This window comes from Schlegelella aquatica, assembly GCF_026013905.1.
Taxonomy (GTDB): Bacteria; Pseudomonadota; Gammaproteobacteria; order Burkholderiales; family Burkholderiaceae_C; genus Caldimonas; species Caldimonas aquatica.
This window is the reverse complement of record NZ_CP110257.1, coordinates 3,145,809-3,171,324: the sequence shown is the minus strand read 5'-3', so window position 1 is coordinate 3,171,324 and position 25,516 is coordinate 3,145,809. Positions and strand designations below refer to the sequence as shown.

General features: G+C 70.3%; 23 protein-coding genes and 1 tRNA gene. 5 read left to right on the top strand and 19 right to left on the bottom strand.

The genetic code is table 11. The features are described 5' to 3' along the window. Position 1: 1 nt before the first annotated feature. The 10 genes from OMP39_RS14530 to OMP39_RS14485 form a co-directional block, all read right to left on the bottom strand. Positions 2-1,147 (bottom strand): ABC transporter substrate-binding protein, encoded by a 1,146-nt coding sequence (locus OMP39_RS14530; RefSeq protein ID WP_264892521.1) that lies wholly within the window; start codon positions 1,145-1,147, stop codon positions 2-4. A gap of 76 nt (positions 1,148-1,223) precedes the next feature. Then, positions 1,224-1,856 (bottom strand): TetR/AcrR family transcriptional regulator, encoded by a 633-nt coding sequence (locus tag OMP39_RS14525; protein WP_264892520.1) that lies wholly within the window; start codon positions 1,854-1,856, stop codon positions 1,224-1,226. A 17-nt stretch (positions 1,857-1,873) separates the two neighbouring features. Beyond that, positions 1,874-2,962: a 1,2-phenylacetyl-CoA epoxidase subunit PaaE gene (gene paaE, locus OMP39_RS14520; protein WP_264892519.1), complete on the bottom strand. Its 1,089-nt coding sequence runs from the start codon at positions 2,960-2,962 to the stop codon at positions 1,874-1,876. A 47-nt stretch (positions 2,963-3,009) separates the two neighbouring features. Beyond that, complete coding sequence (gene paaD, locus OMP39_RS14515) at positions 3,010-3,540, bottom strand: 1,2-phenylacetyl-CoA epoxidase subunit PaaD (protein ID WP_264892518.1); 531 nt, start codon at positions 3,538-3,540, stop codon at positions 3,010-3,012. Continuing rightward, the gene (paaC, locus tag OMP39_RS14510; RefSeq protein ID WP_264892517.1) at positions 3,537-4,349 is read right to left on the bottom strand and encodes a 1,2-phenylacetyl-CoA epoxidase subunit PaaC; all 813 of its coding nucleotides are present in this window, start codon (positions 4,347-4,349) and stop codon (positions 3,537-3,539) included. The genes paaD and paaC overlap by 4 nt, the downstream gene beginning before the upstream one ends. Positions 4,350-4,365: 16 nt before the next feature. Then, complete coding sequence (gene paaB / locus OMP39_RS14505; RefSeq protein WP_264892516.1) at positions 4,366-4,656, bottom strand: 1,2-phenylacetyl-CoA epoxidase subunit PaaB; 291 nt, start codon at positions 4,654-4,656, stop codon at positions 4,366-4,368. A gap of 23 nt (positions 4,657-4,679) precedes the next feature. After that, positions 4,680-5,681: a 1,2-phenylacetyl-CoA epoxidase subunit PaaA gene (paaA, locus tag OMP39_RS14500; RefSeq protein ID WP_264892515.1), complete on the bottom strand. Its 1,002-nt coding sequence runs from the start codon at positions 5,679-5,681 to the stop codon at positions 4,680-4,682. Positions 5,682-5,733: 52 nt separating this feature from the next. After that, on the bottom strand, positions 5,734-7,041 hold the full coding sequence (paaK, locus tag OMP39_RS14495) for a phenylacetate--CoA ligase PaaK (protein WP_264892514.1): 1,308 nt from the start codon (positions 7,039-7,041) through the stop codon (positions 5,734-5,736). 48 nt (positions 7,042-7,089) lie between these two features. Next, the gene (paaI, locus tag OMP39_RS14490) at positions 7,090-7,530 is read right to left on the bottom strand and encodes a hydroxyphenylacetyl-CoA thioesterase PaaI (RefSeq protein WP_264892513.1); all 441 of its coding nucleotides are present in this window, start codon (positions 7,528-7,530) and stop codon (positions 7,090-7,092) included. A gap of 58 nt (positions 7,531-7,588) precedes the next feature. Continuing rightward, positions 7,589-8,428, bottom strand: a complete 840-nt coding sequence (locus OMP39_RS14485; RefSeq protein ID WP_264892512.1) for an enoyl-CoA hydratase-related protein — start codon at positions 8,426-8,428, stop codon at positions 7,589-7,591. Between the two features lie 217 nt (positions 8,429-8,645). Between OMP39_RS14485 and paaY the strand changes: the two genes are divergently transcribed. Further along, complete coding sequence (paaY, locus tag OMP39_RS14480; RefSeq protein ID WP_264892511.1) at positions 8,646-9,257, top strand: phenylacetic acid degradation protein PaaY; 612 nt, start codon at positions 8,646-8,648, stop codon at positions 9,255-9,257. A 4-nt stretch (positions 9,258-9,261) separates the two neighbouring features. Here the strand turns inward: paaY and OMP39_RS14475 are convergent, their stop codons facing one another. Together OMP39_RS14475 and OMP39_RS14470 are read right to left on the bottom strand one after the other, a co-directional pair. After that, positions 9,262-10,551 (bottom strand): ATP-binding protein, encoded by a 1,290-nt coding sequence (locus tag OMP39_RS14475; protein WP_264892509.1) that lies wholly within the window; start codon positions 10,549-10,551, stop codon positions 9,262-9,264. Further along, the gene (locus OMP39_RS14470) at positions 10,548-11,207 is read right to left on the bottom strand and encodes a response regulator transcription factor (protein WP_264892508.1); all 660 of its coding nucleotides are present in this window, start codon (positions 11,205-11,207) and stop codon (positions 10,548-10,550) included. Before OMP39_RS14470 ends, OMP39_RS14475 begins: the two co-directional genes overlap by 4 nt. Positions 11,208-11,354: 147 nt before the next feature. Here OMP39_RS14470 and OMP39_RS14465 point away from each other — a divergent pair, with 147 nt between their 5' ends. After that, the gene (locus OMP39_RS14465; RefSeq protein ID WP_264892506.1) at positions 11,355-11,618 is read left to right on the top strand and encodes a PepSY domain-containing protein; all 264 of its coding nucleotides are present in this window, start codon (positions 11,355-11,357) and stop codon (positions 11,616-11,618) included. A gap of 24 nt (positions 11,619-11,642) precedes the next feature. After that, the gene (locus OMP39_RS14460; RefSeq protein ID WP_264892504.1) at positions 11,643-12,215 is read left to right on the top strand and encodes a cytochrome b/b6 domain-containing protein; all 573 of its coding nucleotides are present in this window, start codon (positions 11,643-11,645) and stop codon (positions 12,213-12,215) included. Positions 12,216-12,230: 15 nt separating this feature from the next. Here the strand turns inward: OMP39_RS14460 and OMP39_RS14455 are convergent, their stop codons facing one another. After that, the gene (locus OMP39_RS14455; protein ID WP_264892502.1) at positions 12,231-13,325 is read right to left on the bottom strand and encodes an NADH:flavin oxidoreductase/NADH oxidase; all 1,095 of its coding nucleotides are present in this window, start codon (positions 13,323-13,325) and stop codon (positions 12,231-12,233) included. A 282-nt stretch (positions 13,326-13,607) separates the two neighbouring features. On the opposite strand from OMP39_RS14455, the gene OMP39_RS14450 reads away from it, so the two are divergent. Together OMP39_RS14450 and lhpI are read left to right on the top strand one after the other, a co-directional pair. After that, positions 13,608-15,566, top strand: a complete 1,959-nt coding sequence (locus tag OMP39_RS14450; protein WP_264892501.1) for a hybrid sensor histidine kinase/response regulator — start codon at positions 13,608-13,610, stop codon at positions 15,564-15,566. Continuing rightward, entirely contained in the window at positions 15,566-16,531 is a 966-nt protein-coding gene (gene lhpI, locus OMP39_RS14445; protein WP_264892500.1) for a bifunctional Delta(1)-pyrroline-2-carboxylate/Delta(1)-piperideine-2-carboxylate reductase, read from the top strand. Before OMP39_RS14450 ends, lhpI begins: the two co-directional genes overlap by 1 nt. 27 nt (positions 16,532-16,558) lie before the next feature. On the opposite strand, the gene OMP39_RS14440 is transcribed toward lhpI, so the two are convergent. The 6 genes from OMP39_RS14440 to OMP39_RS14415 form a co-directional block, all read right to left on the bottom strand. After that, the gene (locus OMP39_RS14440; RefSeq protein ID WP_264892499.1) at positions 16,559-17,326 is read right to left on the bottom strand and encodes a YoaK family protein; all 768 of its coding nucleotides are present in this window, start codon (positions 17,324-17,326) and stop codon (positions 16,559-16,561) included. Positions 17,327-17,360: 34 nt separating this feature from the next. Continuing rightward, positions 17,361-17,436, bottom strand: a tRNA-Arg gene (locus OMP39_RS14435). A 94-nt stretch (positions 17,437-17,530) separates the two neighbouring features. Then, positions 17,531-20,713 carry an efflux RND transporter permease subunit gene (locus tag OMP39_RS14430; protein WP_264892498.1) on the bottom strand — a complete coding sequence of 1,061 codons (3,183 nt, stop codon included), beginning with the start codon at positions 20,711-20,713 and terminating at the stop codon, positions 17,531-17,533. A 9-nt stretch (positions 20,714-20,722) separates the two neighbouring features. Then, on the bottom strand, positions 20,723-22,354 hold the full coding sequence (locus tag OMP39_RS14425; protein WP_264892497.1) for an efflux RND transporter periplasmic adaptor subunit: 1,632 nt from the start codon (positions 22,352-22,354) through the stop codon (positions 20,723-20,725). Next, the gene (locus tag OMP39_RS14420) at positions 22,351-23,580 is read right to left on the bottom strand and encodes a TolC family protein (RefSeq protein ID WP_264892496.1); all 1,230 of its coding nucleotides are present in this window, start codon (positions 23,578-23,580) and stop codon (positions 22,351-22,353) included. The genes OMP39_RS14425 and OMP39_RS14420 overlap by 4 nt, the downstream gene beginning before the upstream one ends. 594 nt (positions 23,581-24,174) lie before the next feature. Beyond that, on the bottom strand, positions 24,175-25,488 hold the full coding sequence (locus OMP39_RS14415; RefSeq protein WP_264892495.1) for a glycosyltransferase: 1,314 nt from the start codon (positions 25,486-25,488) through the stop codon (positions 24,175-24,177). Positions 25,489-25,516 lie beyond the last annotated feature (28 nt).

The window sequence follows — 25,516 nt, the reverse complement described above, 5'->3', positions numbered from 1 at the left end:
GTCAGGGTTGGTACTTCCAGGTGCCGTTCTCGATCTTGACCATCACGCGGGCGCGCTGGTCGAGGCCGAGGTGATCGGTGGGCGACATGCTGAAGATGCCGTGCGCGCCGGGCAGCTCCTTGACCTGCTCGAGCGCGTCGCGCAGCGCGGCGCGGAACTCAGGCGTGCCGGGCTTGGCCTTCTTGAGCGCCTGCGGCACGGCGGCGGCCATCAGCAGGCCGGCGTCCCAGGCATGGGCGCCGAAGGTTGAGACCGTGCCCTTGCCGTAGGCCTTCTCGTAGGCCTGCACATAGGCGAGCGCCGACTTGCGCACCGGGTGGTTGGCGGGCAGCTGCTCGGCCACCAGCACGGGGCCCGCGGGCAGGAAGGTGCCTTCGACGTCCTTGCCGCCCACGCGCAGGAAGTCGGCATTGGCCACGCCGTGGGTCTGGTAGATCTTGCCGGTGTAGCCGCGCTCCTTGAGCGTCTTTTGAGGCAGGGCGGCCGGGGTGCCGCTGCCGGCGATCAGCACCGCGTCGGGACGCGCCGACATGATCTTGAGGACCTGACCGGTGACCGAGGTGTCGGTGCGGGCGTAGCGTTCGTTGGCGATGATCTGCAGTTTCTTCAGGCCGGCTGCTTTCGTGAACTCCTGGTACCAGCCCTCGCCGTAGGCGTCCGAGAAGCCGATGAAGGCCACCGTCTTGACGCCCGAGTTGGCCATGTGCTCGGCGATGGCGAGCGACATCTGGATGTCGTTCTGCGGCGTCTTGAACACCCAGCGCTTCTTGGCGTCCACCGGCTCGACGATGCGCGCGGAGGCAGCCATCGAGATCATCGGCACCTGCGCCTCGGCAACGACGTCGATCATCGCCAGCGAGTTGGGCGTGATCGTCGAGCCGATGACGATGTCCACCTTGTGCTCGGTGATGAGCTTGCGCGTGTTGGCCACCGCCGCGGTGGTGTCGCTCGCGTCGTCGAGGACGATGTAGTTGACCTTCTCGCCGGCGATGGTGGTGGGCATCAGCGAGATCGTGTTCTTCTCGGGGATGCCGAGCGAGGCCGCCGGGCCGGTGGCCGAGACGGTCACGCCGACGTTGATGTCCGCCCAGGCCGCGGTGAATCCGAGCGCGCCGATCAGGGCCGTCAGCAGATGCTTGAATCTCATGGAGTGTCTCCTTCGGTGGGATGAATGGTCAGGCGTGCGAGCATCGGTGCATTCCAGGTTCACGTCATCGGGGACATTACGCAGTCGCGTGGCCGCAGGCTTCGAGGAGCTGCGCGGGGCGCAGGCTCTTGAGGCCGCCGATGAAGAGCTCCGCCACCAGCGGTGCCATCGCGTCGTAGCCCAGGTGGCCGTTGGGGCGCATCCAGGTGAACATCCAGTTGATCATGCCGAACAGCAGCATCGTGAGCGGCTTGGCGAGCCGCGCTTCGGCGAGGTCGGGGCGCAGCACCGCGACGGCGCGCGAGATACCGGCCACCACTTCGCGCTCGATGCCCAGCACGCGCTCGCGGTCGGCCTCTTCCAGGAAACGCACGTCCTCGGTGAGCACGCGGTGGGCATGCTGTGCATCGGTGTACTCCTGCACGAAGCGCAGGATCAGCTCGCGCAGGCGGGGCTCGGGCGCGAGGCCCGCGGCCTCCACCTCCACGAGCAGCGCGCGCAGCTTGAGCACGTGGCCCTCGGCGATCTGAACCAGCAGGCTGTACTTGTCCTTGTAGTAGTGGTAGAGGGTGGCCTTGGACAGGCCGCACGCCTCGGCCACCTGGTTCATCGAGGTCGCCGGATAGCCGCGCAGCGCAAAAAGCTGCGCCGCCTGCGCGAGGATCATCTCGCGCTGGTCGTCATAGCCGGGAGCACGTCCACGGGGCATGTCGTTCGCAATCCTTTCTATCGCTCGTCGAAGGAGAGCACCACGCGCTCGGTCAGCGGGTGGGCCTGGCACGTCAGCACGAAGCCGGCCGCGACTTCCTGCTTGTCGAGCGCGAAGTTGCGCTCCATGCGCACCTTGCCTTCCAGGAGCTTGGCCCGGCACGTGCCGCACACGCCCGAGGTGCACGAGAACGGCACCTCCAGCCCCGCGGCCGATGCGCAATCGAGGATGCTCGGTTGCTCGCGGCGGAACTCGATCTCGCGGCGCAGACCGTCGCGGATGATGACGACCCGGGCGCGCTCGGCGTCGCCGGGCTGCGACTCGTGCATCACCGCGCCGACCGGGCCCTTGGCGTCCTGCGGCAGGCCGAACCGCTCGATGTGGATGCGGTCTTCCGGCACGCCGGCGGCGAGCAGGGCGGTTTCGGCCTCGTCGTTCATCTGGTAGGGGCCGCAGACGTACGCGTGGTCGATGGTCGAGGCCGGCACCACCGTGCGCAGGAACTCGCCGATCTTCTCGCGGTTCATGAGGCCCATGTTGAGCGGTGCGTCCGTCGGCTCGTCGGAGAACACGTGGTGCAACACCAGACGCGTCATGTACTTGTTCTTCAGGTCCTCGAGTTCTTCCTTGAACATCGTGGACTGCAGCTTGCGGTTGCCGTAGACGAGCGTGAAGCGCGAGTGCGGCTCGCGGGCCAGCACCGTCTTCATGATCGACAGGATCGGCGTGATGCCGCTGCCGCCGGCAAAGCCGACGTGATGGCGCTGGGCCTGCGGCTCGATCGGCACGAAGAAGCGGCCTTGCGGCGCCATGACCTGGATCGTGTCGCCCGGCTTGAGCTGCTCGTTGATCCAGTTCGAGAAGACGCCTCCGGGTACTTTGCGCACGCCCACGCGCAGGATGCCTTCGTCCACGCCGGCGCAGATCGAATACGAGCGGCGCAGGTCCTGGCCGTCGATCTCCTTGCGCAGCGTGAGGTACTGGCCCTGGGTGAAGCCGAAGACTTCGCGCAGCTCGGGCGGCACTTCGAAAGTGACGATGACCGCCTCGGGCGTGTCGGGTTCGATGCTGCGCACACGCAGCGGGTGGAACAAGGGGCTGCTCATGGCGTGGTGGCGTTCGCGTCTCGGTGGGGTGGCGGGGTTCGGGGCCCTCAGATGGGCTTGAAGTGTTCGAACGGCTCGCGGCAATCCAGGCAGCGGTACAGCGCCTTGCATGCGGTCGAGCCGAAGGCGGACAGTCGCTCGGTGCGGTTGCTGCCGCAGCGCGGGCACGGCACCGGGGTGCGGGGCAGCACGCGGATCGTTGCGGTGCCTGTCTCGCGCGTCGCGGCCGGCGGCGCGATGCCGTACTCGCGCAGCTTGCGGCGGCCTTCTTCGCTGATCCAGTCGGTCGTCCAGGCGGGGGCGCGCTGCAACGTCACGCGCGCAGGGCCCAGGCCGGCCGCGTCGATCGCATCGAGCACCGCGCGCTCGATCACCTCGGTGGCGGGGCATCCGCTGTAGGTGGGCGTGAGCACGACTTCCAGCATGGCGCCGTCTTCCCGGACGTCGCGCACGATGCCCAGGTCGCAGACCGACAGCGCCGGCACTTCCGGGTCGAGCACCTGCTGCAGCGCCGCCCAGGCGCGTTGCAGGCGCCCGGCCTCGGCGGCCGGTGCGGCGGAGCCGGGCGCGGTGGTCACCACGCGCCTCCCGGGTAGGCCCGCTGCAGGTACTGCATCTCGGCGAGCAGGTAGCCCATGTGCTCGCTGTGCACCCCGCGCTTGCCCGTGCTGCGGAACTTGCCCTCGGCGGGCATCGACAACCGCGCCTCGGAAAGGATCTCGGTCATCTCGGCGTACCAGGGCTCGCGCAGCGCGGCGCAGCTCGGGCCCAGTCCGCTCGCCTCGGCGGCGGCATCCACCTCGTCGGCTTCGAACAGCTCCGGCACGTACGGCCACAGCGCGTCCAGCGCCTCCTGCATGCGGCGGTGCGACTCCGGCGTGCCGTCGCCCAGACGCACCACCCAATCGGCGGCATGCTGCTGGTGGTAGCGGGCTTCCTTCAGCGCCTTGGCAGCGATGGCGGCGAGCTCGGCGTCGCTGGAGTCGCGCAGGCGCTCCCACAGCAGCTTCAGGTAGGTCGAGACCATCGCATTGCGCACCACCGTGCGTGCGAAGTCGCCCGGGCGCGAGGGCCCGCCGGTGCTCACATTGGGCAGTTCGACCAGCGTCGGGTTGAAGAAGTCGCGCTCGTCGCGCAGGAAGGCGAGCTGGTCCTCGTCGTAGGTGCGGTCCTTGCCGCGCCCTTCGACGACCCCGGCGTGCGTGAGCAGCGCGCGGGCCTGCCCGATGAGGTCCAGCGCCATGTTGGTCAGCGCGATGTCCTCCTCGAGGATGGGGGCGTGGCCGCACCACTCGCCCAGGCGCTGGGCGAGGATGAGGCAGGTGTCGGCGGCGCGCAGCAGGTACTGCACCTCGGGACGCCGGTCGATCTGGATGGACTGGGACATGGTGACGCGCCCTTCCTCACATGTGGTCCACCGACTGCGGCAGCTTGTAGAAGGTGGGGTGGCGGTAGACCTTGTCTTCCATCGGGTCGAAGTACATGTCCTTGTCGCCCGGGTCGCTCGCGACGATCTGGTCGCTGCGCACCACCCACACGCTGCTGCCCTCCTGGCGGCGCGTGTACACCTCTCGGGCCATCTGGATCGCCATGCGCGCGTCGGGCGCATGCAGGCTTCCGCAGTGCTTGTGGTCCAGGCCGGAGCGGCTGCGCACGAACACTTCCCACAGCGGCCATTCGTTCTCGGTGCTCATCGTGTTCTCCTTGCAATGCACGGTCATGCCGCCTCGCGTGCGGCTTCGCGCTTGCGGGCATAGGCCAGCGCCGCTTCGCGCACCCAGGCGCCTTCTTCCCAGGCCTTCACGCGGGCGGCCATGCGTTCGCGGTTGCACGGGCCTTCGCCACCCACCACGCGCCAGAACTCGTCCCAGTCGATGCGGCCGAAGTCGTAGTGCTGACGCTCCTCGTTCCAACGGATGTCCGGGTCGGGCAGGGTCACGCCGAGCACCTTGGCCTGCTCGACGGTGGCGTCGACGAACTTCTGCCGCAAGTCGTCGTTGGAAATGCGCTTGATGCCCCAGCGCATCGACTGCGCCGAATGCACCGAGTCGCTGTCGTGCGGGCCGAACATCATCAGGCTCGGCCACCACCAGCGGTTGACCGCGTCTTGCACCATCGCGCGCTGGGCGTCGGTGCCTTTCTGCATCATCACGAGCAGCGCGTCGTAACCCTGGCGCTGGTGGAAGCTCTCCTCGCGGCAGATGCGGATCATCGCGCGGGCATAGGGGGCGTACGAGCAGCGGCACAGCGGCACCTGGTTCATGATGGCCGCGCCGTCCACCAGCCAGCCGATGACGCCGACGTCGGCCCAGGTGAGCGTGGGGTAGTTGAAGATCGAGCTGTACTTCGCGCGGCCGCTGTGCAGCGCCTCCAGCATCTCGTCGCGGCTCACACCCAGCGTCTCGGCGGCGGCGTAGAGGTACAGGCCGTGGCCGCCCTCGTCCTGGATCTTGGCCAGCAAGATCGCCTTGCGCTTGAGCGTGGGCGCGCGGGTGACCCAGTTGCCTTCGGGCAGCATGCCGACGATCTCGGAATGCGCGTGCTGGCTGATCTGGCGCACGAGCGTCTTGCGGTAGTGCTCGGGCATCCAGTCCTTGGCTTCGACGAAGCCGCCTTCGTCGATGCGGGCCTCGAAGCGTTCCTCGAGCCGAGCTTCCTCCGCAGAACGCACCGGCTTGCGGGCCTCCTGCGGCGCGGTGTCCATGGCCTGGGTGTACATGAGGGTCTCCTGGGCAAAAGGGGTCGATGCCGGCGTCGAAAGGCGCCGGGGCTCAACGGGGGCGCTTGTCGATCACGCGGCGGGCCTTGCCCACCAGCGTGCGCTCGATCGACTCCGGCGGCTCGACGCTCACGCGGGTGCTGACACCGACCATCGTCTTGATGCGGTGCTGCAGCTGGCGCGCGATCTCGTCGCGGTTGGCGCTGGTGTGGCGCGGGTCGAGCTCGCAGCGCACCAGCAGTTCGTCGAGGTGGCCCTCGCGCGTGATGACGAGCTGGTACTGACCCGACAGGGGCCCCAGCTGGAGGATGAGTTCCTCGATCTGCGTGGGGAACACGTTCACGCCGCGGATGATGAGCATGTCATCCGAGCGGCCGACGATCTTGCCCATGCGGCGGAAGCTGCGCGCGGTGGGCGGCAACAAGCGCGTCAGGTCGCGCGTGCGGTAGCGGATGATGGGCAGCGCTTCCTTCGTGAGCGAGGTGAAGACGAGCTCACCCTCGCTGCCGTCGGGCAGCACCTCGCCCGTCTCGGGGTCGATGATCTCGGGATAGAAGTGGTCTTCCCAGATGACCGGGCCGTCCTTCGTCTCGATGCACTCGTTGGCCACGCCCGGGCCCATCACCTCCGACAGCCCGTAGATGTCCACGGCGTCGATGCCGGCCTTGGCCTCGATCTCGCCGCGCATGGCCTCCGTCCACGGCTCGGCGCCGAAGATGCCGACCTTGATGCTCATCTCGCGCGGGTCCAGCCCTTGGCGCACGAACTCCTCGATGATCACCTGCATGTAGCTCGGGGTGACCATGATGATGTCGGGCTTGAAGTCCTGGATCAGCTGCACCTGCTTCTCCGTCTGGCCGCCCGACATCGGCACCACCGTGCACCCGAGGCGCTCGGCGCCGTAGTGCGCCCCCAGGCCGCCCGTGAAGAGGCCGTAGCCGTACGCCACGTGCACCATGTCGCCCGGCCGCCCGCCGGCGGCGCGGATGGAGCGCGCCATCAGGTGCGCCCAGGTGTCGATGTCGTTCTTGGTGTAGCCCACGACCGTGGGCTTGCCGGTGGTGCCCGAGGAGGCGTGGATGCGCACGATCTGGTCGCGCGGCACCGCGAACAGGCCGAAGGGGTAGTGGTCGCGCAGGTCCTTCTTCGTCGTGAAGGGGAACTTCGCCAGATCCTCCAGCGATTTCAGGTCATCGGGGTGGACGCCCCGCGCGTCGAAGGTCCGACGGTAGTGCGGCACGCATTCGTAGGCGCGGCGCAGCGTGGCCTTCAGGCGCTCGAGCTGCAGCGCAGCGATCTCGTCGCGGCTGGCACGCTCGATCGGCTCCAGATCGCCGGGGGCGGGTTGCTTGACGGGCATGGATGTCTCCTTGGGACCTCGGGGAGTGCTGTCTCGGACGTCCGCGGCTCAGACGGCCACCACCGGCTTGCCCTTGGCCGTGTAGGAGCGGCCGCGGAAGACGGCGATGCGTTCGCCCTGCTGGTTGACCACCTCGGTGTCGTACAGGCCCGTGCGGCCGCCGCGCGCGACCTCGGTGCAGGTGGCGGTCAACACGTCGCCGAGCCGGGCCGGGGCGAGCAGATCGATCGCGAAGCCGGAAGCCACCGTGAGCTCGTTGTACGAGTTGCAGGCGAAGGCGAAAGCCGAGTCCGCCAGCGTGGCGATCAGGCCGCCATGGCAGATGTCGTGGCCGTTGAGCATGTCCTCGCGCACCGTCATCGTGAGCACCGCCCGCCCGGGCGCCACCTCACGCACCTGCATGCCCAGCGCCTTCGAGGCGCGGTCGTTGGCATACATGCCTTCGCGCACCAGTTCGGCCAGGCGTTGCGCGTCGGGGGTCGGGGTCATGCGGGGGTCTCCTCGGTGATGGGGGTGGATGCGGGGAGGGCGGCACCAGCGGGTCGCGTCAGTGGGCCGCGCCCTCGTCGTCGGGGCCGCGCACGGTGACGTCGCGGTCGGTGAAGACCGGCGGGCGCTTGGCGCCGAAGGCGGCCACACCCTCGAGGTAGTCGTGGGCCCGGCCCAGCGTGCGCTGCCAGCGTGTCTCGAGCCCGAGTGCCTCGTCCATCGAGGAGCCGGCGGCAGCGTCGATCGCCGCGCGCGTGGCGACGAGCGCGCGGGTCGGCATCGCGGCCAGGCGGGCGGCCAAAGCGGCGACCGTCTCGGCCAAGGCGGCGTCGTCCACGCACTGCCAGATCAGGCCGATGCGCGCGGCCTCTTCGGCGGGCAGCTTGTCGCCGAGCAGGGCCAGGCCCAGCGCGCGGGCGCGGCCCACCAGGTGCGGCAGCAACCAGGTACCGCCGGTGTCGGGCACCAGGCCGATCTTGGCAAAGGCCTGGATGAAGCTCGCCGTGCGGGCGGCGACGACCAGGTCGCAGTTGAGCGCGAGGTTGGCCCCGGCGCCGGCGGCCACCCCGTTGACGGCGGCCACGGTGGGCACGGGCATCGAGCGCAGCCGCTGCGCGAGCGGTCGCCAGTGCCGCTCGATGACCGCGCCCAGGTCCTTGGGGGCGGAGCCGGGCTCCACCGAGACGGCCGGGTCCGACAGGTCCTGCCCGGCGCAGAAGCCGCGGCCGGCGCCGGTGATGACGACGCAGCGCACGGCGGTGTCGGCCGCGGCCGCGTCCAGCGCGGACGCGAGGGCCTCGTGCATCTCGCCGGTGAAGCTGTTGAGCGCCGCGGGGCGGTTCAGCGTGAAGGTGCGAACGGCACCTTCTTGCGAGACGAGAACGAGCGGCTCGGACATCGGAACTCCTGCGCAATCGCCCCTGCCGCGGCTTTGCCCCGGCCACTGGGGCGGGCCGCCTACGACAAGGACCAGGCGAACGTGTTGACCCGGGGCAAAAACAGTATTGACCGACCGGTCGGTAGATATTACGGTTGCACCTGGGGCTGACGCAAGTCAAACCCCGCTGGTGAAAACCCGAATCCCCGCTCGCCCGAACCGCACCGCCGGAGGACCCATGCCCTGTTATGCCATCGAGGACGTGATCCCTGTCGTTCATCCCACCGCCTACGTCCACCCGACGGCCGTGCTGATCGGCGACGTGCTGATCGGCCCCGGCTGCTACATCGGCCCCGCGGCCTGCCTGCGCGGCGACTTCGGACGCATCGTCATCGAGGCGGGGGCCAACGTGCAGGACACCTGCGTGATCCACGGCTTTCCGGCGCACGACACGGTGGTCGAGGAGCACGGCCACATCGGCCATGGCGCCGTGCTGCACAGCTGCATCGTGCGGCGCGATGCGCTGGTGGGCATGAATGCGGTGGTGATGGACGAGGCGGAGGTCGGGCCGCAGGCCATCGTGGCGGCCTGCGCCTTCGTGCCGGCGGGCATGAAGATCCCGCCTCGCTCGTTGGTGGCCGGCGTGCCGGCCAAGGTGCGGCGCGAGCTGTCGGACCAGGAAGTGGCCTGGAAGCAGGAGGGCACCCGCACCTACCAGGACTTGACGCGCCGGTGCCTGGCGACGATGCGCGAAGTGGTGCCGCTGCGCGAGCTCGAGGCCGACCGCCCGCGGCTGCGCGCGCCCGACGTGCGCCCGCTGATCGCCACCAAGCGCGACGGCCAGGGCTGAGCGTTCAACGCGGCCGCGGCCACTCGAGCGTCACGGCGAAGCCGCCGCCGGGCGCCTGCGCGGCGCGCAGCTCGGCGCCGTGGGCGCGGGCCACCTGGGCCACCAGCGCCAGACCGAGCCCCGTGCCCCCGGCCGGGGTGGCGCCGCGCTCGAAGGGCCGCGCGAGCCGCTCCCACTCCTCGGGCGAGACGCCCGCGCCGGCGTCGAGGACGGTGAGCCGGCCGGGGGCCACCTCCACCACGACCGGCGTGCGCCCGTGGCGCAGCGCGTTTTCCACCAGGTTGCGCAGCGCGAGGGCGAGCAGGTCGGCATCGGCCTGCAGCACGGGCGGCGGGGCGACCACCCGCACCGACACGGCGGCGCCCTCGCCCCCGAAGTCCGAGACGACCAGCCGGGCCAGTTCGGCAAGATCGAGGGCACTGCGGCGCAGCGCTGCACCGCCGCGCAGGCGGGCAAGGTCGAGCAGGCGCTCGCTGGTGCGGGTGAGGCGGTCGATCTGACGCAGCAGGCTGCGCACGCGCTCCTGCAAGCCTTCGTCGCCGGTGTGCGCCAGCAGGCGCTGCGCCTGCGCGCGCGCGGCGGCCAGCGGGGTGCGCAACTCGTGCCCGGCCTGCGCGGCGAAGGCCTGTTCGGCCTGCAGCAGCTGGCCCACGCGCGCGAGCAGCGCATTGACCGAACGCACGAACGGCTGCATCTCCACCGGCACCGGGGCGAGCGGCAGCGGGTCGAGCTCGTGTGCCGCGCGCCGGTCCAGCGCCTCGCCCGTCTGCCGCACGCCCGCCAGGCCGCGCCGGATCACGACCCCCACGAGCACGACGGCGGCGGGCAGCAGCACCGCGAGCGGCCACATCAGCGCGAGCAGACTCTCGGTCACCGATTCGACACGGTGCTCCAGCGCCTCGGCCACCACCGCCCGGCGGCGTCCGTCGTCGCGGGTGATGACGGCCACCCGCCAGGGGCCCAGGCGATGCAGGCCGTCGGCCAGGTCCTGGCCGAGCGGCTCCTCGGGCGCCTCGTGCGAGCGCAGGCGCAGCCGACCGCGCGCGTCGAACACCTGATAGATGACACGCTCTTCGTGCTCGCCCACCTCGGCCACGCGCGGCGTCGCCGCCTCGTCGTCCTGCAGGGGCAACACCAGCAGGCGTTGCGCGGTCTCTGCCAGCGCGCTGTCGAGCACCTCGCCCGTCTCGTGCCACAGCGCCACACCGGCGCCGAGGGTGCCGGCCACCCACAGCAGCGTCAGCACCGCCACCAGGCGCCAGCGCAGCCCCGCCTCCAGCGAGCGCGCCTTCATGCGCCGGCCGCCGGATCGAAGCGGTAGCCCAGGCCCCGCAGCGTGTGGATGGCGCCGGCGCCGAGCTTCTTGCGCAGGCGGCTGACGATCACCTCCAGCGAGTTGCTCTGCGCGTCCGACAGGCCCGCGTCGGCGAGGGCCGACTCGATCTCCTGCCGGCTGTAGACGCGCCCCGGGTGCTGGGCCAGGCGCGCCAGCACGGCCCATTCCATCGCGGTGAAGCCGACGTCGCGGCTGCCCACGCGCGCCGTGCGCGCGGCCGCGTCGAGCACGATGCCCGGGGCCGGGGCGGCCGGCCCGCTGCGGCGCCGCACGGCCTCCAGCCGCGCGATGAGCTCGTCTAGGTCGAACGGCTTGACGAGGTAGTCGTCGGCGCCGGCGCGCAGGCCTGCGATGCGTTCGGCCACCTGGCCGCGGGCCGTCAGGGCGAGCGCGGGTTCGCGGCGGCCCGCCGCGCGCCACCGGGCCAGCGCCGGCAAGGCGTCCCCGTCGGGCAGCGACAAGTCGAGCAGCAGCGCGTCCGCGCGGTGCTCTCGCATCCAGGCCTCGGCCTGCGCCAGGCGCTTGACCCACTGCACCTCGTGCCCGTGCGCCTCCAGGTGCTCGGTCACCGCTTGACCGAGGTCGATGTCGTCTTCCAGCAGCAGCACTTGCATGGACCGAGTGTGGCGCAGCCGCCCGCAGGCCTCCTGAACCGATTCTGAACCAATCGGCGGCGGCCGTTCAGTTGCGGTTCATCGCCGCTGCCGACACTGCCTGTGCGTGCTCGACCGACACGCTCGACTGTACGAAGGAGGTTCGACATGAAACGCATCGTCCCGACCCTGGCTGCCGCCACGTTCGCCCTCGTCGCGGGGGTGGCCTTCGCGTCCGACAAGTGCGACGCCGGCCCGAAAGACCAATGGCAGCTCAAGGAGGCGCTGGAGAAGAAGCTCCAGGCCGAAGGCATCAAGGTCAAGCGCATCAAGATCGACGACGGCTGCTACGAGGTCTACGGCACCGATGCCAAGGGCGGACGCATCGAGCGGTACTTCCACCCGAAGACCCTCGAGCCCGTCAAGAACTGAGCGGTCGCCCGGAAGGAGCAGGCGATGAACACCGTGCCGAGCCGCGCGGACGAAGGCCGCACCCGCCGCGTCTGGGACCCGCTCGTGCGGGTGCTGCACTGGACCTTCGTGGCCGGTGTGGCCGCCGCCTGGGTCACGAGCGAGGACGGCGGCGCCCTGCACGAGCCGATCGGCTACGTGATCGCCGCGGCCGTCGCGCTCAGGCTGGCGTGGGGCCTCATCGGCCCCCGCTATGCGCGCTTCGCGCAGTTCGTGCGGGGGCCGGGCACGACGCTGGCCTATGCCGGCGCCGCGTGGTCCGGGCGCGCGCCCCGCTACGTGGGGCACAACCCGCTCGGGGGCTGGATGATCCTCGCCTTGCTCGCCCTGCTCGCGATCACAGCCGCCACCGGCTGGGGCATGACGACCGAGGCCTTCTTCGGCGACGAGTGGCTGGAGGAACTGCACGAAGGCGCGGCCACGGGCCTCCTGGGCCTGGTGCTGCTGCACGTCGCGGGCGTCGTGTGGTCGAGCTTGCAGCACGGCGAGAACCTCGTGCGGGCGATGATCGACGGCCGCAAGCGTCCGCCCGCCGCGGGCGACGTGGATGCGGCGTGACGGCGGGGCCCGGCGTCAGGTGCGGTAGCGCTGCAGCCAGTGGGCGTAGGGCGCAGGCAGGGTCCAGGCCGCGCGCTCGACGCCCAGCTTCTTGGCGGCGAGGTAGGGCCAATGCGGGTTCTCCAGCATCGGCCGGCCCAGCATCACCAGGTCCACCTGCTCCTCGCGCACCATCGCGTCGGCCTGCTCGGGGTGGCTGATGTACCAGCTCGTGGCCACCGGCAGCCCCGACTCGCGGCGCACCCGCGCCGCGATCGGCGCCAGCAGCGCCGGGCCCCAGGGCACCTTGGCCTTCGGAGTCGAGAAGCCGATGCTCACGTCCAGGAAGTCGAGCCCCGCCGCCTTGAAGCGCCGGGCCAGCTCGATCGACTCGGCCAGCGTCTCCTCGTCGCGGCCGTCGAACTCGAGGACCCCGAGCCGGGCGCTCAGCACGCGGTCGGCGGGCCACACCTCTCGCACGGCGGCCAGCGTCTCCAGCAGGAAGCGGCTGCGGTTCTCGAAGCTGCCACCGTACTCGTCGTCGCGCTGGTTGGCGTGCACCGACAGGAAGCTCTGCCCCAGGTAGCCGTGCGCGAAGTGCAGCATGAGCCACTGCACGCCGATGTCGCGCGCTCGCCGCGCGGCGGCAACGAAGTCCGCCCGCACCCGGGCGATGTCCTCGTGCGACATGGCCCGCGGGACCTTGCCCAGCTGCCCGCCGAACGGCACCGCCGAGGGCGAGATCGTGGGCCAGCCGCGGGGGTCGCCCTCCGGCATATGATCGTCGCCCTCCCAGGGTCGATTGGCGCTCGCCTTGCGTCCGGCATGGCCGATCTGCAGCCCGGGCACGGCGCCTGCTGCGGCGATGACACGCACCAGCGGCTCGAACGCCTGCGCGTGGCGCTCGGACCACAAGCCGGTGCATCCCGGTGTGATGCGCCCGTCCGGCGAGACCGCGGTGGCCTCGATCACCACCAGCCCGGCGCCGCCGCGGGCCAGGCCGCCCAGGTGCACCGTGTGCCAGTCGGTGGGCAGGCCTTCCACGGCAGAGTACTGGCACATCGGCGAGACGGCGATGCGGTTGCGCAGCGTGACCCCGCGCAGCGTGTACGGATCGAACAGATGGGGCATCGACGGTCGTTGTATGCAGTTGAAACAATTGAGGCGTCCCATTATTCGCACCTGCAGGCTGTCTCGCATCGAGGCCCTCCAAACCCGCCCGGCAGCCGGGCGTATTGCCGGGCGCCGGCACACCGCCTGCCTGGGTGGTCGTGCGCGCCTCGCCCGTGCGCGCCTCGCTTCACGGCGCCGCTCCAGTCTGGCCCGGGTTTGCGCAGGTGCGAGCCTGCGACTTCCCGGCTATGCTCGCGCGCTGGTCCGCGGGACGCCTCCCCGCTGTTCAACCCTGCCCGCATGAGCCCGACGCCCGCCATCGTTTCGACGTCCGAGCCGCCGCGAGCGCCCGTGCGTGCGCTCGAGGCCGGTCATGGCGAGATGTTTCGCCTGATGATTCAGGGCGTGCGCGATTACGCGATCTTCATGCTCGATCCCAACGGCGTGGTGATCTCGTGGAACGAGGGCGCGCAACGCATCAAGGGCTATGCGGCGCACGAGATCATCGGGCAGCACTTCTCGCGCTTCTATCCGCAAGAGGCGCTCGACCGCGGCTGGCCCGAGGAGGAACTGCGCATCGCCCGGCGCGAGGGTCGCCTGGAGGACGAAGGCTGGCGCCTGCGCAAGGACGGTTCCCGCTTCTGGGCCAACGTCATCATCACCGCCCTGCGCGACGCGCAAGGCGAGGTGATCGGTTTCACGAAGGTCACCCGCGACCTGACGGAGCGGCGCGAGCACGAGGAGCGCCTGCGCCAGAGCGAGGAGAACATCCGCCGCCTGGTCGAGGGCGTGCACGGTCACGCGATCTTCACGGTGGACGCCGACGGCCGCGTGATGGACTGGAACGCCGGCGCCGAGCGCGTGCTCGGCTTCCGTGCGGTGGACATCGTCGGGCACCCGCTCGCGCAGCTGTATCCGGACGAGGAGCGCCAGGCCGCCCGTGCCGAGGAGCTGCTGCGGGCGGCGCGCACGCAGGGCCATGCGCAGGACACCGGCTGGCGCCTGCGCGCCGACGGCAGCCGCGTGTGGGCCGAGACGAGCCTGAGCGCCCTGCGTGGCAGCGACGGTACGCTGCGCGGCTACGCGGCCATCCTGCGCGACCTCTCCGAGCGGCGGCGCGTGCAGGAGCTCGAGACCGAGGGCCGCCGCATCAATGAGTTCATCGCGATGCTGGCGCATGAGCTGCGCAACCCCATCGCCCCCATCGCGAACGCGGCCGGCGTGCTGGAGCGCATCGCGCGCGGCTCGTCCGACGTTTCCTGGTGCGCCGACATCATCCGGCGGCAGGTCACGCATCTGTCGCGCCTGGTCGAGGACCTGCTCGACGTGAGCCGCATCACCAGCGGCAAGATCCAACTGCGCCGCGAGCGATTGGACCTGCGCGAAGTGGTGCGCAAGGCGGTGGACGCCAGCCGCGCGCTGGTCGAGGCCTATCAGCACCGGCTGGAGGTGGACCTGCCGCCCGAGCCGCTGCCGGTGGAGGGCGACGAGACGCGGCTCACGCAGGTGGTCGTGAACCTGCTGAACAACGCCACCAAGTACACGCCGCGCGGCGGGCACGTGCGCATCGTCTTGCAGCGCGAGGAGCCGGGCCAGGAGCAGGGCCGGGAGCCCTGGGCGGTGCTGCGCGTGATCGACAACGGCATCGGCATGTCGCCCACGCTGCTGGCCACCGCCTTCGATCTCTTCGTGCAGGGCGAACGCACGATCGATCGCGCCGAGGGCGGGCTGGGCATCGGGCTGACGCTGGTGCGCCGCATCGTCAAGCTGCACGGCGGCCAGACGAAGGCGTCCAGCCCGGGGCCCGGGCTGGGCAGCGAACTGACCGTGCGCCTGCCACTGGCCGCCGTGGCGCCCGGCGAGGCGGCTGAACCGTTGCCCGCCGAGCCCGAGGGAGGGCGCCGCGTGCTGGTGGTCGACGACAACCGCGATGCGGCCGACAGCCTGGCGCAGCTGCTCGGCATGTGCGGCCATTCCGTCTGGGTGGCGTACGACGGCGCGCACGCGATCGAGCTCGCCGCGCGGCACGTGCCCGATGTGATCCTGCTCGACCTCGGCCTGCCCGGCATGGACGGCTTCGAGGTCGCACGCCGGCTGCGCGGCATTCCGCAACTGCGGGCCGCGCTGCTCGTGGCCGTGACCGGCTACGGGCAGGAGGGGGACCGGCGCGCGGTGGCCGACGCCGGGTTCGGCGTCCATCTCGTCAAGCCGGTGGGGCCGGAGGAGTTGCTGCAGGTGGTCGAGGGGCGGGCGGCGTGATGCGTGTCGTCGACGCCGAGGCGGTGGCCGCCGCGCTCGACTGGCCGCGCCTCGTCGCCGCCCTGCGCGAGCTGTTCGCCTGCGGCGCCACCGTGCCCTCGCGCCACGTGCATGTGGTGCAGGCCCCCGGGGCAGAACCCGTCACGAGCCTGCTGATGCCGGCCTGGCACGGGCCCTACTACGGCCTCAAGGCCATCAACATCGCCGCCGGCAACGCGGCGCGGGGCCTGCCGGGCTTGCACGCGGTCTACCTGCTGTTCGACGCCGCCACCGGCGTGCCGCTCGCCTGCATGGACGGCGACGAGCTCACCGCGCGGCGCACGGTCGCCACTTCTGCGCTCGCCGCCTCGTGGCTCGCGCGGCCCGACGCGCGCCGGCTGCTCGTGGTGGGCGCCGGTCGGCTCGCGCGGCGACTGCCCTGGGCGTACCGGGCCGTGCGGCCGATCGAGGAGGTGCAGATCTGGGCCCGACGTCCCGAGCAGGCCCGCGCGCTGGCCGACGAGTGGCGCGGCCAGGGGCTGCAGGCGCGGGCCGTGGACGACCTGGAAGCCGCGGTGCGACGGGCCGACATCGTCAGCTGCGCGACCCTTTCCACGGCGCCCTTGGTGCACGGCGCCTCGCTGGCTGCCGGCAGCCACCTCGACCTCATCGGCAGTTTCACGCCCGAGATGCGCGAAGCCGACGAGGCGTGCTTCGCCGGCGCGCGCGTGGCGGTGGACACCGACGAGGCGCTGCGCAAGAGCGGCGACCTGATCGCCCCGGTGGCCGGGGGCGTGCTCGACCCGACGGCGGTCGTCACGCTGCAGCATCTCGCCCGCGGCGAGGCTGGCGGGCGGCAGTCGGCCGCCGAGCGCACCGTGTTCAAGTCCGTCGGAATGGCGCTGGAGGACCTGGCCGCCGCCATCCTCGTGCACCGCTCGATCGCCCCTGCGCAGCCCGAGCGCTCCTCGCCGCCGGAGCACTGACTGAGCGCCGTCGGGCCGAGGGCGGCGCTACGAGCGGTGCGGCACGGGCCGGCGCCAGCGATGGCGGAAGTCGTCGACCACCGGCATGGCGGCCATCACCACCAACACGGCCGCGAAGGGCAGCGCGGCCAGGAAACCCAGCGTCTTGAAGGCGGTGGCGCCGGTCACCGCCCCGCCGAAGAACATGCCGAGGATCAGCAGGTGCAGCTTGAGCTTGTCGCGGTTGGCCACGACGTAGTGAAGCGCGTTGCGCTCGTGCGAGCGGTTCCAGTAGAGCAGCCGGCCCAGTTCGATGCCGAGGTCGGTGACGATCCCCGTCATGTGCGTGGTGCGGATCTCTGCGCGTGAGACCTTGGTCACGACGGCGTTCTGCAAGCCCATTACGAAGCACAGCACCAACACCGTGGCGGGCACCAGCAGATCGGCCATGTCCGCGAGCCGCGTGCCCAGCACGCCGAAGCCCACGAGCAGCGCCGCCTCCAGCAGCAGCGACAGCGCGTACTCGCTGTGCATCTGCCGCCGCCGGGCCCAGTTGGTGAGCAAGGCGGTGGTGGCTGCACCGAGCACGAAAGCCACGAGCAAGGCCAGGCCCGCCAGTGCCAGCATCCAGTGGCCGAGCACCATGTCATCGGCGGCCGCCGAGACGATGCCGGTCATGTGCGAGGTGTAACGGCCCACGGCCAGGAAACCGCCCGCGTTGATGGCGCCGGCCACGAAGGCGAGCACGGCGCCCAACTGCCGGTTGGCCGCCACCGTGCGCTCACGGCCGGTCAGGCGGCGCAGGAAGTCGAACATTCGGGGGGTGGAGGCGGCAGGGCGCAAGGCAAGGTGGCGCGGCTGGCGGGGATCGAACCCACGACCTTTGGCTTCGGAGGCCAACACTCTATCCACTGAGCTACAGCCGCAGCATCTGGGATTGTACTGCCTGTCCAGCGCGAAGGCAGGCGGCCTCGATGGCGCCTTCACCCTGCACTTTCCGGGCGCAGGCCCGCAGCGACATCACTCGGCGGCAGCGTAAGCGTCCCTCGCCGCGGAAGCCGCGTTCGGTGTGCGCGCAGCGCGTCTGAGCTCCCATTCCTTCACCAGCGCGTAGATCGCCGGGATGACGCCCAGGGTGAGCACGGTCGAGGAGATCATGCCGCCCACCATGGGGGCGGCGATGCGGCTCATGACCTCGGAGCCTGCACCGGTGCCCCACATGATCGGCAGGAGGCCGGCCATGATCGCGACGACCGTCATCATCTTCGGACGCACGCGTTCGACGGCACCTTCCATGATGGCGGCGTAGAGGTCGGCCGCCTGCGGACGTCGGCCTTCCCGTTCACACCGTCGGCGCGCCTCGTCCCAGGCGTGATCGAGGTAGATCAGCATCACGACGCCCGTCTCCGCGGCCACGCCGGCCAGCGCGATGAAGCCCACCGCCACCGCCACGGAGAGGTTGTATCCGAGCATCCACAGCAGCCAGACGCCGCCGACCAGCGCGAAGGGAACCGACAGCATCACGATGAGCGTTTCCGTCAGGCGGCGGAAGTTCAGGTACAGCAGCAGGAAGATCGTCAGCAGGGTCACCGGAATGACGATCTTCATGCGGTCGATGGCGCGCTCCATGTACTCGAACTGGCCGCTCCAGGTGGCGTAGTAGCCGGGCGGGAACTTCACCTGCTCGGCCACGGCCTTGCGCGCCTCGGCCACGTAGGAGCCGATGTCGCGGTTGCGGATGTCGACGAAGATGTACGCCGACAGCAACGCGTTCTCCGTCCGGATGCCGGGCGTCCCGCGGGCCACCTGCACCTTCGCGACCTGGCCGAGCGGGACCATCGTGCGGCCCTCCATCGTCGGCACCAGCACCTCGCGCTCGATCAACTGAGGGTTGGCCCGCAGCTCGCGCGGATAGCGCACCGTCACGCCATAACGCTCCCGTCCTTCGACCGTCGTGGTGACGATCTCGCCGCCCAGCGCGGTCGAGATCACATCCAGCAGCTCCCCGACCGAGAGCCCGTAGCGCGCAAGCTGCGCGCGGTCCGGTTCAATGTTGAGATAGAAGCCGCCCGTGATGCGCTCGGCGAAGGCCGAGGTCGTGCCGGGGACCTTCTTGACGACGGCCTCGATCTCCTTGGCCAGCCGCTCCATCTCCAGCAGGTCCTTGCCGAACACCTTGATGCCGATGGGCGTGCGGATGCCCGTGGAGAGCATGTCGATGCGGGCCTTGATCGGCATGGTCCAGGCGTTGGATACACCGGGGAACTGGAGGGCCTGGTCCATCTCGGCGATGAGCTTGTCCACCGTCATCCCCTCGCGCCATTCGGATTCGGGCTTGAGGTTGATGACGGTCTCGAACATCTCCAGCGGGGCAGGGTCGGTGGCGGTGTTCGCGCGGCCCGCCTTGCCGTAGACCGAAGCCACCTCGGGGAAGCTCTTGATGATCTTGTTCTGCGTCTGAAGCAGCTCGGCAGCCTTGGTGATCGACATGCCCGGCAGGGATGCAGGCATGTACAGCAGGGTGCCCTCGTTGAGCGTGGGCATGAACTCGGTGCCGAGCCGGCTCGCGGGGTACAAGGTGGCCAGCAAGACGATCACCGAGGCGAGGATGGTCGTCTTCTTCCAGCGCATCACGCCGGCGATCATCGGGCGGTAGGCCCAGATCAGGAAGCGGTTCACCGGGTTCTTCGCCTCCGGCAGGATGCGTCCGCGGATGAACAGCATCATCAGCACCGGCACGAGCGTCACCGACAGCAGCGCGGCGCCCGCCATCGAGAAGGTCTTCGTGTAGGCCAGCGGCGAGAACAGCCGCCCCTCTTGCGACTCCAGCGTGAACACCGGCAGGAACGACACGGTGATGATGAGCAGCGAGAAGAAGAGCGCGGGCCCCACCTCCTTGCAGGCGTCGAGCATCGCGGCGGCCCGCTCGGCCGTGGTGTGCCCTGCCGGCAAGCGCTCCAGGTGCTTGTGGGCGTTCTCGATCATCACGATCGCCGCGTCCACCATGGCCCCGATGGCGATGGCAATGCCGCCCAGACTCATGAGGTTGGAGTTCATCCCGAGCAGGCGCATCGCGATGAAGGCGATGAGCACCCCCACCGGCAGCATCAGGATCGCGACCAGGGCCGAGCGCACGTGCAGCAGGAAGATGACGCACACCGCTGCGACGATCAGGCTTTCCTCGATCAGCGTCCGCGTGAGCGTGTCGATGGCACGGTGGATCAGCTCGGACCGGTCGTAGACCGACTCGATCGAAACACCGGCGGGAAGCCCGGACGCGATCTCGGCGATCTTGAGCTTGAGGTTGTGGATCACCTCCAGCGCATTCTGACCATAGCGGGCCATCGCGATGCCCGACACCACTTCGCCTTCGCCGTTGAGCTCCGAAAGCCCCCGGCGCTCGTCGGGTGCGAGCTCCACCCGCGCGATGTCGCGGATGAGGACCGGCGTGCCGTCGTCGCTCTTGACCGCGAGGGTCTCCAGGTCCGCCGGCCCGCGCAGGTAGCCCCTGCCGCGCACCATGTACTCGGTTTCCGACATTTCGACGACGCGTCCGCCCACGTCGCGGTTGGAGTCGCGGATGACCTGCGAGACCTTCGACAGCGGAATGCCGTAGGAACGCAGCTTGGCCGGGTCCACGGTAACCTGGTAGGTCTGGACGAACCCGCCCAGGGAGGCGACCTCGGCCACGCCAGGGGCCTTCGTGAGTTGGTAGCGCACGTACCAGTCCTGGATGCTGCGCAGCTCGGCGAGCGTGCGGTCCTTGGCGAGCAGCACGTACTGGTACACCCAGCCCACGCCCGTGGCGTCGGGCCCGAGCTGCGGGCTCACGCCTTTCGGCAGGCGGCCGGCCGCGAAGTTCAGGTACTCCAGTACCCGGCTGCGCGCCCAGTAGATGTCGGTGCCGTCCTCGAAGATCACGTAGACGAAGGAGGCGCCGAAGAACGAGAAGCCCCGCACGACCTTCGACTTGGGCACCGCCAGCATGGCGGTGGTCAGCGGGTAGGTGACCTGGTCCTCGACGACCTGGGGCGCCTGCCCCGGGTACTCCGTGTACACGATGACCTGGACGTCGGACAGGTCCGGCAGCGCATCCAGCGGCGTCTTCAGCACGGCATAGAGGCCGCCGACGACGACGAACAAGGTGGCGAGCAGGACGACGAAGGGATTGCGGCCGGACCAGCCGATGATCTTGGCAAGCATCGCCGCTCCTTACATCCGGGAAACGGACGTGATGACCCATTCGCCCGGTTCGCGCTCGACGAACTCGAACCTGACCTTGGTACCAGGCTTCAAGTCGCGCAGCAGGCTTTCGTTGGCCACCTTGAACTCCATGGTCATGGCCGGCCAGCGCAAGGTGGGAACGGGGCCATGGTTGAGGCTCAGCGAGCCGGTCTTTGCGTCCACGTCCTCCACGATGCCCTCGGCCCGGTGCCCCACCGAGGCGGGCGCGCCGGCGGCGGGCGGGGGAGCGGCATGGCCGGCATGGCCGGCATGGGCCGCAGCGCCGGTGGCCGCAGGGCCCGAGGCTGGCACCGCCGAGGGGCCGGGAGCGGCATGGCCGGCATGGGCCGCCAGCGCGCCAACGGCGGCTTTGAGGTTGCTCTCGGCGTCGATCAGGAAGTTCGCGGCCACCACGACCTGCTCGCCCTCACGCACGCCCTCCAGCACCTGGACGTGGGTGTCGCTGCGCGCGCCCGTCTTCACCTCCCGCGGCTCGAAGCGGCCCTCGCCGACTTGCACCAGGACGATGCGTCGCGTTCCGCTGTCGATGACGGCCGAATCGGGCACGGCCAGGACCGGCCTCGTGTCGGCGGCGGCCAGCTCCACCTGGGCGAACATGGCCGGCTTGAGCAGGTGCCCCGGATTGGCGAGTTCGAGCCGCACGGGGATCGTCCTCGTCTGCGCGTTCAGCGTGGGATACACGTAAGTCACCGTGCCGCTGAAGGTCCTTTCCGGGTACGCATCGATGCGCACCGTGGCCCGCGCACCGCGCTTGAGCGAGCCGATGTCCTGCTCGAAGACATCAGCGATCACCCAGACGGCGCCGAGGTCCGTCACCTGGTACAGCGTTTCGCCCGGCATGAACCGCATGCCCTGGACGGCTTTCTTCTCGGTCACGATGCCGCTGACCGGCGAGCGGAACGTCACGGTGCGGCGGATTTCGCCGGTGCGGGCGAGCGCTTCCACCTGATCAGGCGGGATGTCCCAGTTGCGCAGGCGCAGCAGGCTCGATTCCGCCAGCTGGCGCATGCCGGCGGCGGCGTCGCCCCCCGCTCCCGCCAGCGCTCGCACCCCCTGAGCCGCGATGGCGTACTCGCGCTGGGCCGAGACCAGCTCCGGGCTGTACACCTCGAACAGCGCCTGGCCGCGTGCGACCGGCTGCCCCGTTGCGTTCACATGGAGGCGCTCCACGTACCCTTCGAACTTGGACGTCACGGCATAGACGCGGCGCTCGTCGGGCTCCACACGTCCGCTCGCGCGCACGACGCGTCCCAACGGACGCAGGGCGGCGGCTTCCGTTCGCACACCCATCTTCTGCACCTTCTCGGCGCTGATACGGACCTGCGGCGCGCCGCTCGTGCTTTCGGGCTCCTCGCCTTCGTACACGGGGATGTAGTCCATCCCCATCGGATCCTTCTTGGGTGTGGGCGAGGTGTCCGGCAACCCCATCGGGTTGCGGTAGTAGAGGATCCTGCGCGCCGCAGGCCCGGCCTTCGCGGTCTCGGCACTGGTGGGGGTTGCCGTGGCGGCGGAGTGCTGGCGGCTGCTCCACCATTGGCCGGCCACGACACCGGCTGCGGCCACGGTCACGGTGAGCAGGGCCACGAACGAGTTCTTCACAGCGCGTCTCCCAGGATGCGTTCGATCTCCGCGGCGCGCATCTGCGCGTCGACCTGTGTTTTGAGCAGGTCCAGGCGGGCCCTGCGGGTCTGGCGTTGTGCTTCCAGCAGGCTGGTGAAGTCCACCTTGCCCGTCTCGTAACCGGCCAGCGCGGATTGCAGGCTCAACTCGGCCTGCGGCAGTTGGCGCGTTCGGATCAGCTCTTCGGCGTGGCGCGCCGCCTCCAGCGCCGACAGCTGCTCTTCGAGCTCGGCGGCGGCCTGGGTGGCAGCGGCCTCGGCGCGTGCACGCGCCGCTTCGACCATGGCCGCGGCCTCGCGCTCCTGCGACCGACGGCTGGCTTGCTGGAGCGGGATGTTGAACTCCACCATCAGCATCCACTCCGTCACGCGCGACCTCATCTGCGTGGGAGTGATCCCGATGTTGAAGTCGGGATAGCGGTTGCGCCACGTGAGGTCGCGGTTCGATTGCGCGGCCTCGAGCCGGGCTGCCTCCGCCCGCACCAGGGGGTTGGCCTCGCGCACGCGAGCCAACAGTTCGGTTGCGGGCAATGCTGCCGTGGCGGGCAGGGCCGGCAGGTCTTGCGGTTCCGCCAGCGGCGCGCTCGGGCCGCGCCCGAGCAGCGCGTTCAGCCGCGCCTGCAACTGGCGCTTGTCGTTGGCCGCCGCGATCAGCTCCGAGCGCATGGCGGTTTGCTCCAGCTGGGCGCGAAGCACGTCCTGCTGCGCCGCCAGGCCGCCGGCATAGCGGGTCTGGGCCACCTGCTCCATGCGGGTGACGAGGTCCAGGAGTTCGCGGGTGATGCGTTCGTTGCGGCTGGCCAGGAAGTACTGCGCATAGGCCACGCGGATGCGCGCGGCCTGCTCCGCCCAGAGGACCGCGGCCCGCGCCTGGGCCTGCCGGGCCTCCGCTTCCGCGGCCTGGCGGCGCAGCTCGCGCTTGCCCCAGGCGGGGAACTGCTGCATCAACGTGTACTTCGTCTGGGCCACCTTCGACGGCAGCAAGCTGGGGCCGGCGCTGTTGCCGTAGTTGTTGAAGTTCTCGAGCTCGACGCGCAGCACCGGGTCGGGCAAGGCTGCGGCCGGCTGCACGCGCTGTGCCGCGGCAGCGGCTTCGTGCTGCATCGAGGCGAGCTCGGGGTTGTTCTGGCGGGCGTAGTCGAGAAGAGATGCGAGGTCGCTGCCCAGTGCGGCCTGCTGCGCGGCTGCCCACAGGGGCAACGCCAACAGGGCGACACCGGCGCCAGTACGTACCCCTGCAAGGGACCAATGGCGGGCCATGTCGATCGGGTTCCGGAATGCGGGTGCGGCGGGGGCGCCGCGAAGACTGCCCGCGGGGGGCAGCGCGCCTGTGCGGAAGGGGCCGCAGGCTAGAGCGCGAGCCTCAGGAACAGGATCGGTATGCGTTCAGGCGGCGCCGGTTCGTTCGCGCGGCGCCACGCCGCAGGCCGTGCCAGCGCAACGGCGTGGGGCTGTGCTTGCACGGACTGCGGGGCCGGCGTCCACGGGGTGGTGCTCGAAGGCGGCGCGTCTTGACGCGGCTCGTGAGGCGCGGGCGCCGCGCTCAATTCGTTGCCACACGCGTCCAAGCACGGATGGACCGTGGTCGCGCACGCTTGCGCGAATGCCACTCCAGCAACGAACAGCCACAGCAGCAGCACGAGGGCTGCCAGCCGTGGGATGTTGCGTCGCAGGAGGTTCATCACGGGGTCGGGTGTTTGCGGGGATGTTAGGGGCGCCGCCCCCCTGCCGGTTGATGCGGATCAAACCCCGCAGGCGCTTGGCCGACGGTGCACCGACGCCGGGATTACAAATCTGTCATCACAGGCTTTCCGAGGAGCGATCGCCCGCAGGTGAGGCGGCCGAGGCAGGGCGGCTCGATCCGGTCGCGGCAAGCGACTCGTGTTCGCGCCCAGCCGTCCTGGCTGCCGGAGCCCCCCGCGTCATCACTTCATCGTACAAAGCCTCGAGCTTGGGAGTCTGCTTGCGGATGTCGAACATCTCGCACACGTACTCGCGCCCGCGGCGCCCGAGGCGCAGGGCCAGCGCGCGGTCGCGCAGCAAGAGGTCGATGTGCTCGGCCAGGGCCGTGTCGTCGCGTTCCTGGCACAAGAGCCCCGTCTCGCCGTGCAGCACCGCCTCGGGGATGCCGCCGTGCCACGTCGAGACGACGGGAACACAGCAGGCCGACGCCTCGTTGAACACGATGCCCAGCGCCTCGCTGTCGCCGTCCTCCGCGGTCTGGCTGGGCAGCACGAACGCTTCCGCCTGCTGCATCAGCCGCAGCACCTCGTCGTGGCTGCGCACGCCGAGGAAGCGCATGCGCTCGCCCACGCCCAGCTCCTGCGCCAGGCGCACGTAGAGCGGGGTGAGCCCGCCTTCGCCGACCTGCCACAGTTCCACGTCGGGATGCCGCGCGGCAATCCGCGCCCAAGCTCTGATGAGGGTGTCTAGCCCCTTCTTGAAGGTGTGCCGCGCCACGCACAGCACATAGCGCGGACCGTCGCGGCGGGGCGCAGGGACGAAGCGTTCGAGGTCGATGCCGATGTAGATCTGGCGTACCTTGTCGGGTGGGTAGCCGCATGCCAGCAGCTTCTGCTCGACGAATCGAGACACGGCGACGAAAGCTGCTCCTTCCCGGATCAGTTCGCTCTCGCGCGCGGCGAACCATCGCTGCGTGGGCTTGCGGCTGCGCGCGAAGCGCGTGCGGTCGGTCGTCACGTCGCTGCCGTGGAAGGTCGTGACGAGCGGGATGCCGAGACGGCGCGAGAGCGGGAGGGCCATCACGGCGTCGAGCCCGAAATGCGCGTGCAGCAGACGCAGACCGCGCAGCTCGCGCAGCGGGAAGGCGCCCGGCCAGCGCGTCAACGTCCAAAGCCGCCGCTTCCATGCGGCCGAAGGCGCGTGGACGCGCCCGCCCCCGGGGGCCAGATGTTCGCGCACCACCATGTGGGGCTCGAAGCGCCGCAGCGATGCGACCTGATCCTGGATGAAGGTCTCGGAAGGAGCCGGAAAGACGGTGCGAAAGACACCAATCGGCACACGTGCGGTCACCGACGCGGCGGCTGGGTCCGCCGCACCGCGGGACCACTGCACGTCCCGTGGATACGTCTGCCGGTCGACCGCCTCGTGCATGTCGTCTCCCCGAAGGCTGGACTGGAGG

Bases quoted from the DNA above. Each gene is read 5' to 3' on its own strand.
- paaA (WP_264892515.1), bottom strand. From the start codon at position 5,681: ATGTACACCCAGGCCATGGACACCGCGCCGCAGGAGGCCCGCAAGCCG.
- OMP39_RS14470 (WP_264892508.1), bottom strand. From the start codon at position 11,207: ATGCAAGTGCTGCTGCTGGAAGACGACATCGACCTCGGTCAAGCGGTG.
- OMP39_RS14455 (WP_264892502.1), bottom strand. From the start codon at position 13,325: ATGCCCCATCTGTTCGATCCGTACACGCTGCGCGGGGTCACGCTGCGC.
- OMP39_RS14485 (WP_264892512.1), bottom strand. From the start codon at position 8,428: ATGTCCGAGCCGCTCGTTCTCGTCTCGCAAGAAGGTGCCGTTCGCACC.
- paaY (WP_264892511.1), top strand. From the start codon at position 8,646: ATGCCCTGTTATGCCATCGAGGACGTGATCCCTGTCGTTCATCCCACC.
- lhpI (WP_264892500.1), top strand. From the start codon at position 15,566: ATGCGTGTCGTCGACGCCGAGGCGGTGGCCGCCGCGCTCGACTGGCCG.
- paaE (WP_264892519.1), bottom strand. From the start codon at position 2,962: ATGAGCAGCCCCTTGTTCCACCCGCTGCGTGTGCGCAGCATCGAACCC.
- OMP39_RS14415 (WP_264892495.1), bottom strand. From the start codon at position 25,488: ATGCACGAGGCGGTCGACCGGCAGACGTATCCACGGGACGTGCAGTGG.
- OMP39_RS14525 (WP_264892520.1), bottom strand. From the start codon at position 1,856: ATGCCCCGTGGACGTGCTCCCGGCTATGACGACCAGCGCGAGATGATC.
- paaI (WP_264892513.1), bottom strand. From the start codon at position 7,530: ATGACCCCGACCCCCGACGCGCAACGCCTGGCCGAACTGGTGCGCGAA.
- OMP39_RS14440 (WP_264892499.1), bottom strand. From the start codon at position 17,326: ATGTTCGACTTCCTGCGCCGCCTGACCGGCCGTGAGCGCACGGTGGCG.
- paaC (WP_264892517.1), bottom strand. From the start codon at position 4,349: ATGTCCCAGTCCATCCAGATCGACCGGCGTCCCGAGGTGCAGTACCTG.
- OMP39_RS14450 (WP_264892501.1), top strand. From the start codon at position 13,608: ATGAGCCCGACGCCCGCCATCGTTTCGACGTCCGAGCCGCCGCGAGCG.
- OMP39_RS14465 (WP_264892506.1), top strand. From the start codon at position 11,355: ATGAAACGCATCGTCCCGACCCTGGCTGCCGCCACGTTCGCCCTCGTC.
- paaK (WP_264892514.1), bottom strand. From the start codon at position 7,041: ATGCCCGTCAAGCAACCCGCCCCCGGCGATCTGGAGCCGATCGAGCGT.
- OMP39_RS14430 (WP_264892498.1), bottom strand. From the start codon at position 20,713: ATGCTTGCCAAGATCATCGGCTGGTCCGGCCGCAATCCCTTCGTCGTC.
- OMP39_RS14460 (WP_264892504.1), top strand. From the start codon at position 11,643: ATGAACACCGTGCCGAGCCGCGCGGACGAAGGCCGCACCCGCCGCGTC.
- paaB (WP_264892516.1), bottom strand. From the start codon at position 4,656: ATGAGCACCGAGAACGAATGGCCGCTGTGGGAAGTGTTCGTGCGCAGC.
- OMP39_RS14530 (WP_264892521.1), bottom strand. From the start codon at position 1,147: ATGAGATTCAAGCATCTGCTGACGGCCCTGATCGGCGCGCTCGGATTC.
- OMP39_RS14475 (WP_264892509.1), bottom strand. From the start codon at position 10,551: ATGAAGGCGCGCTCGCTGGAGGCGGGGCTGCGCTGGCGCCTGGTGGCG.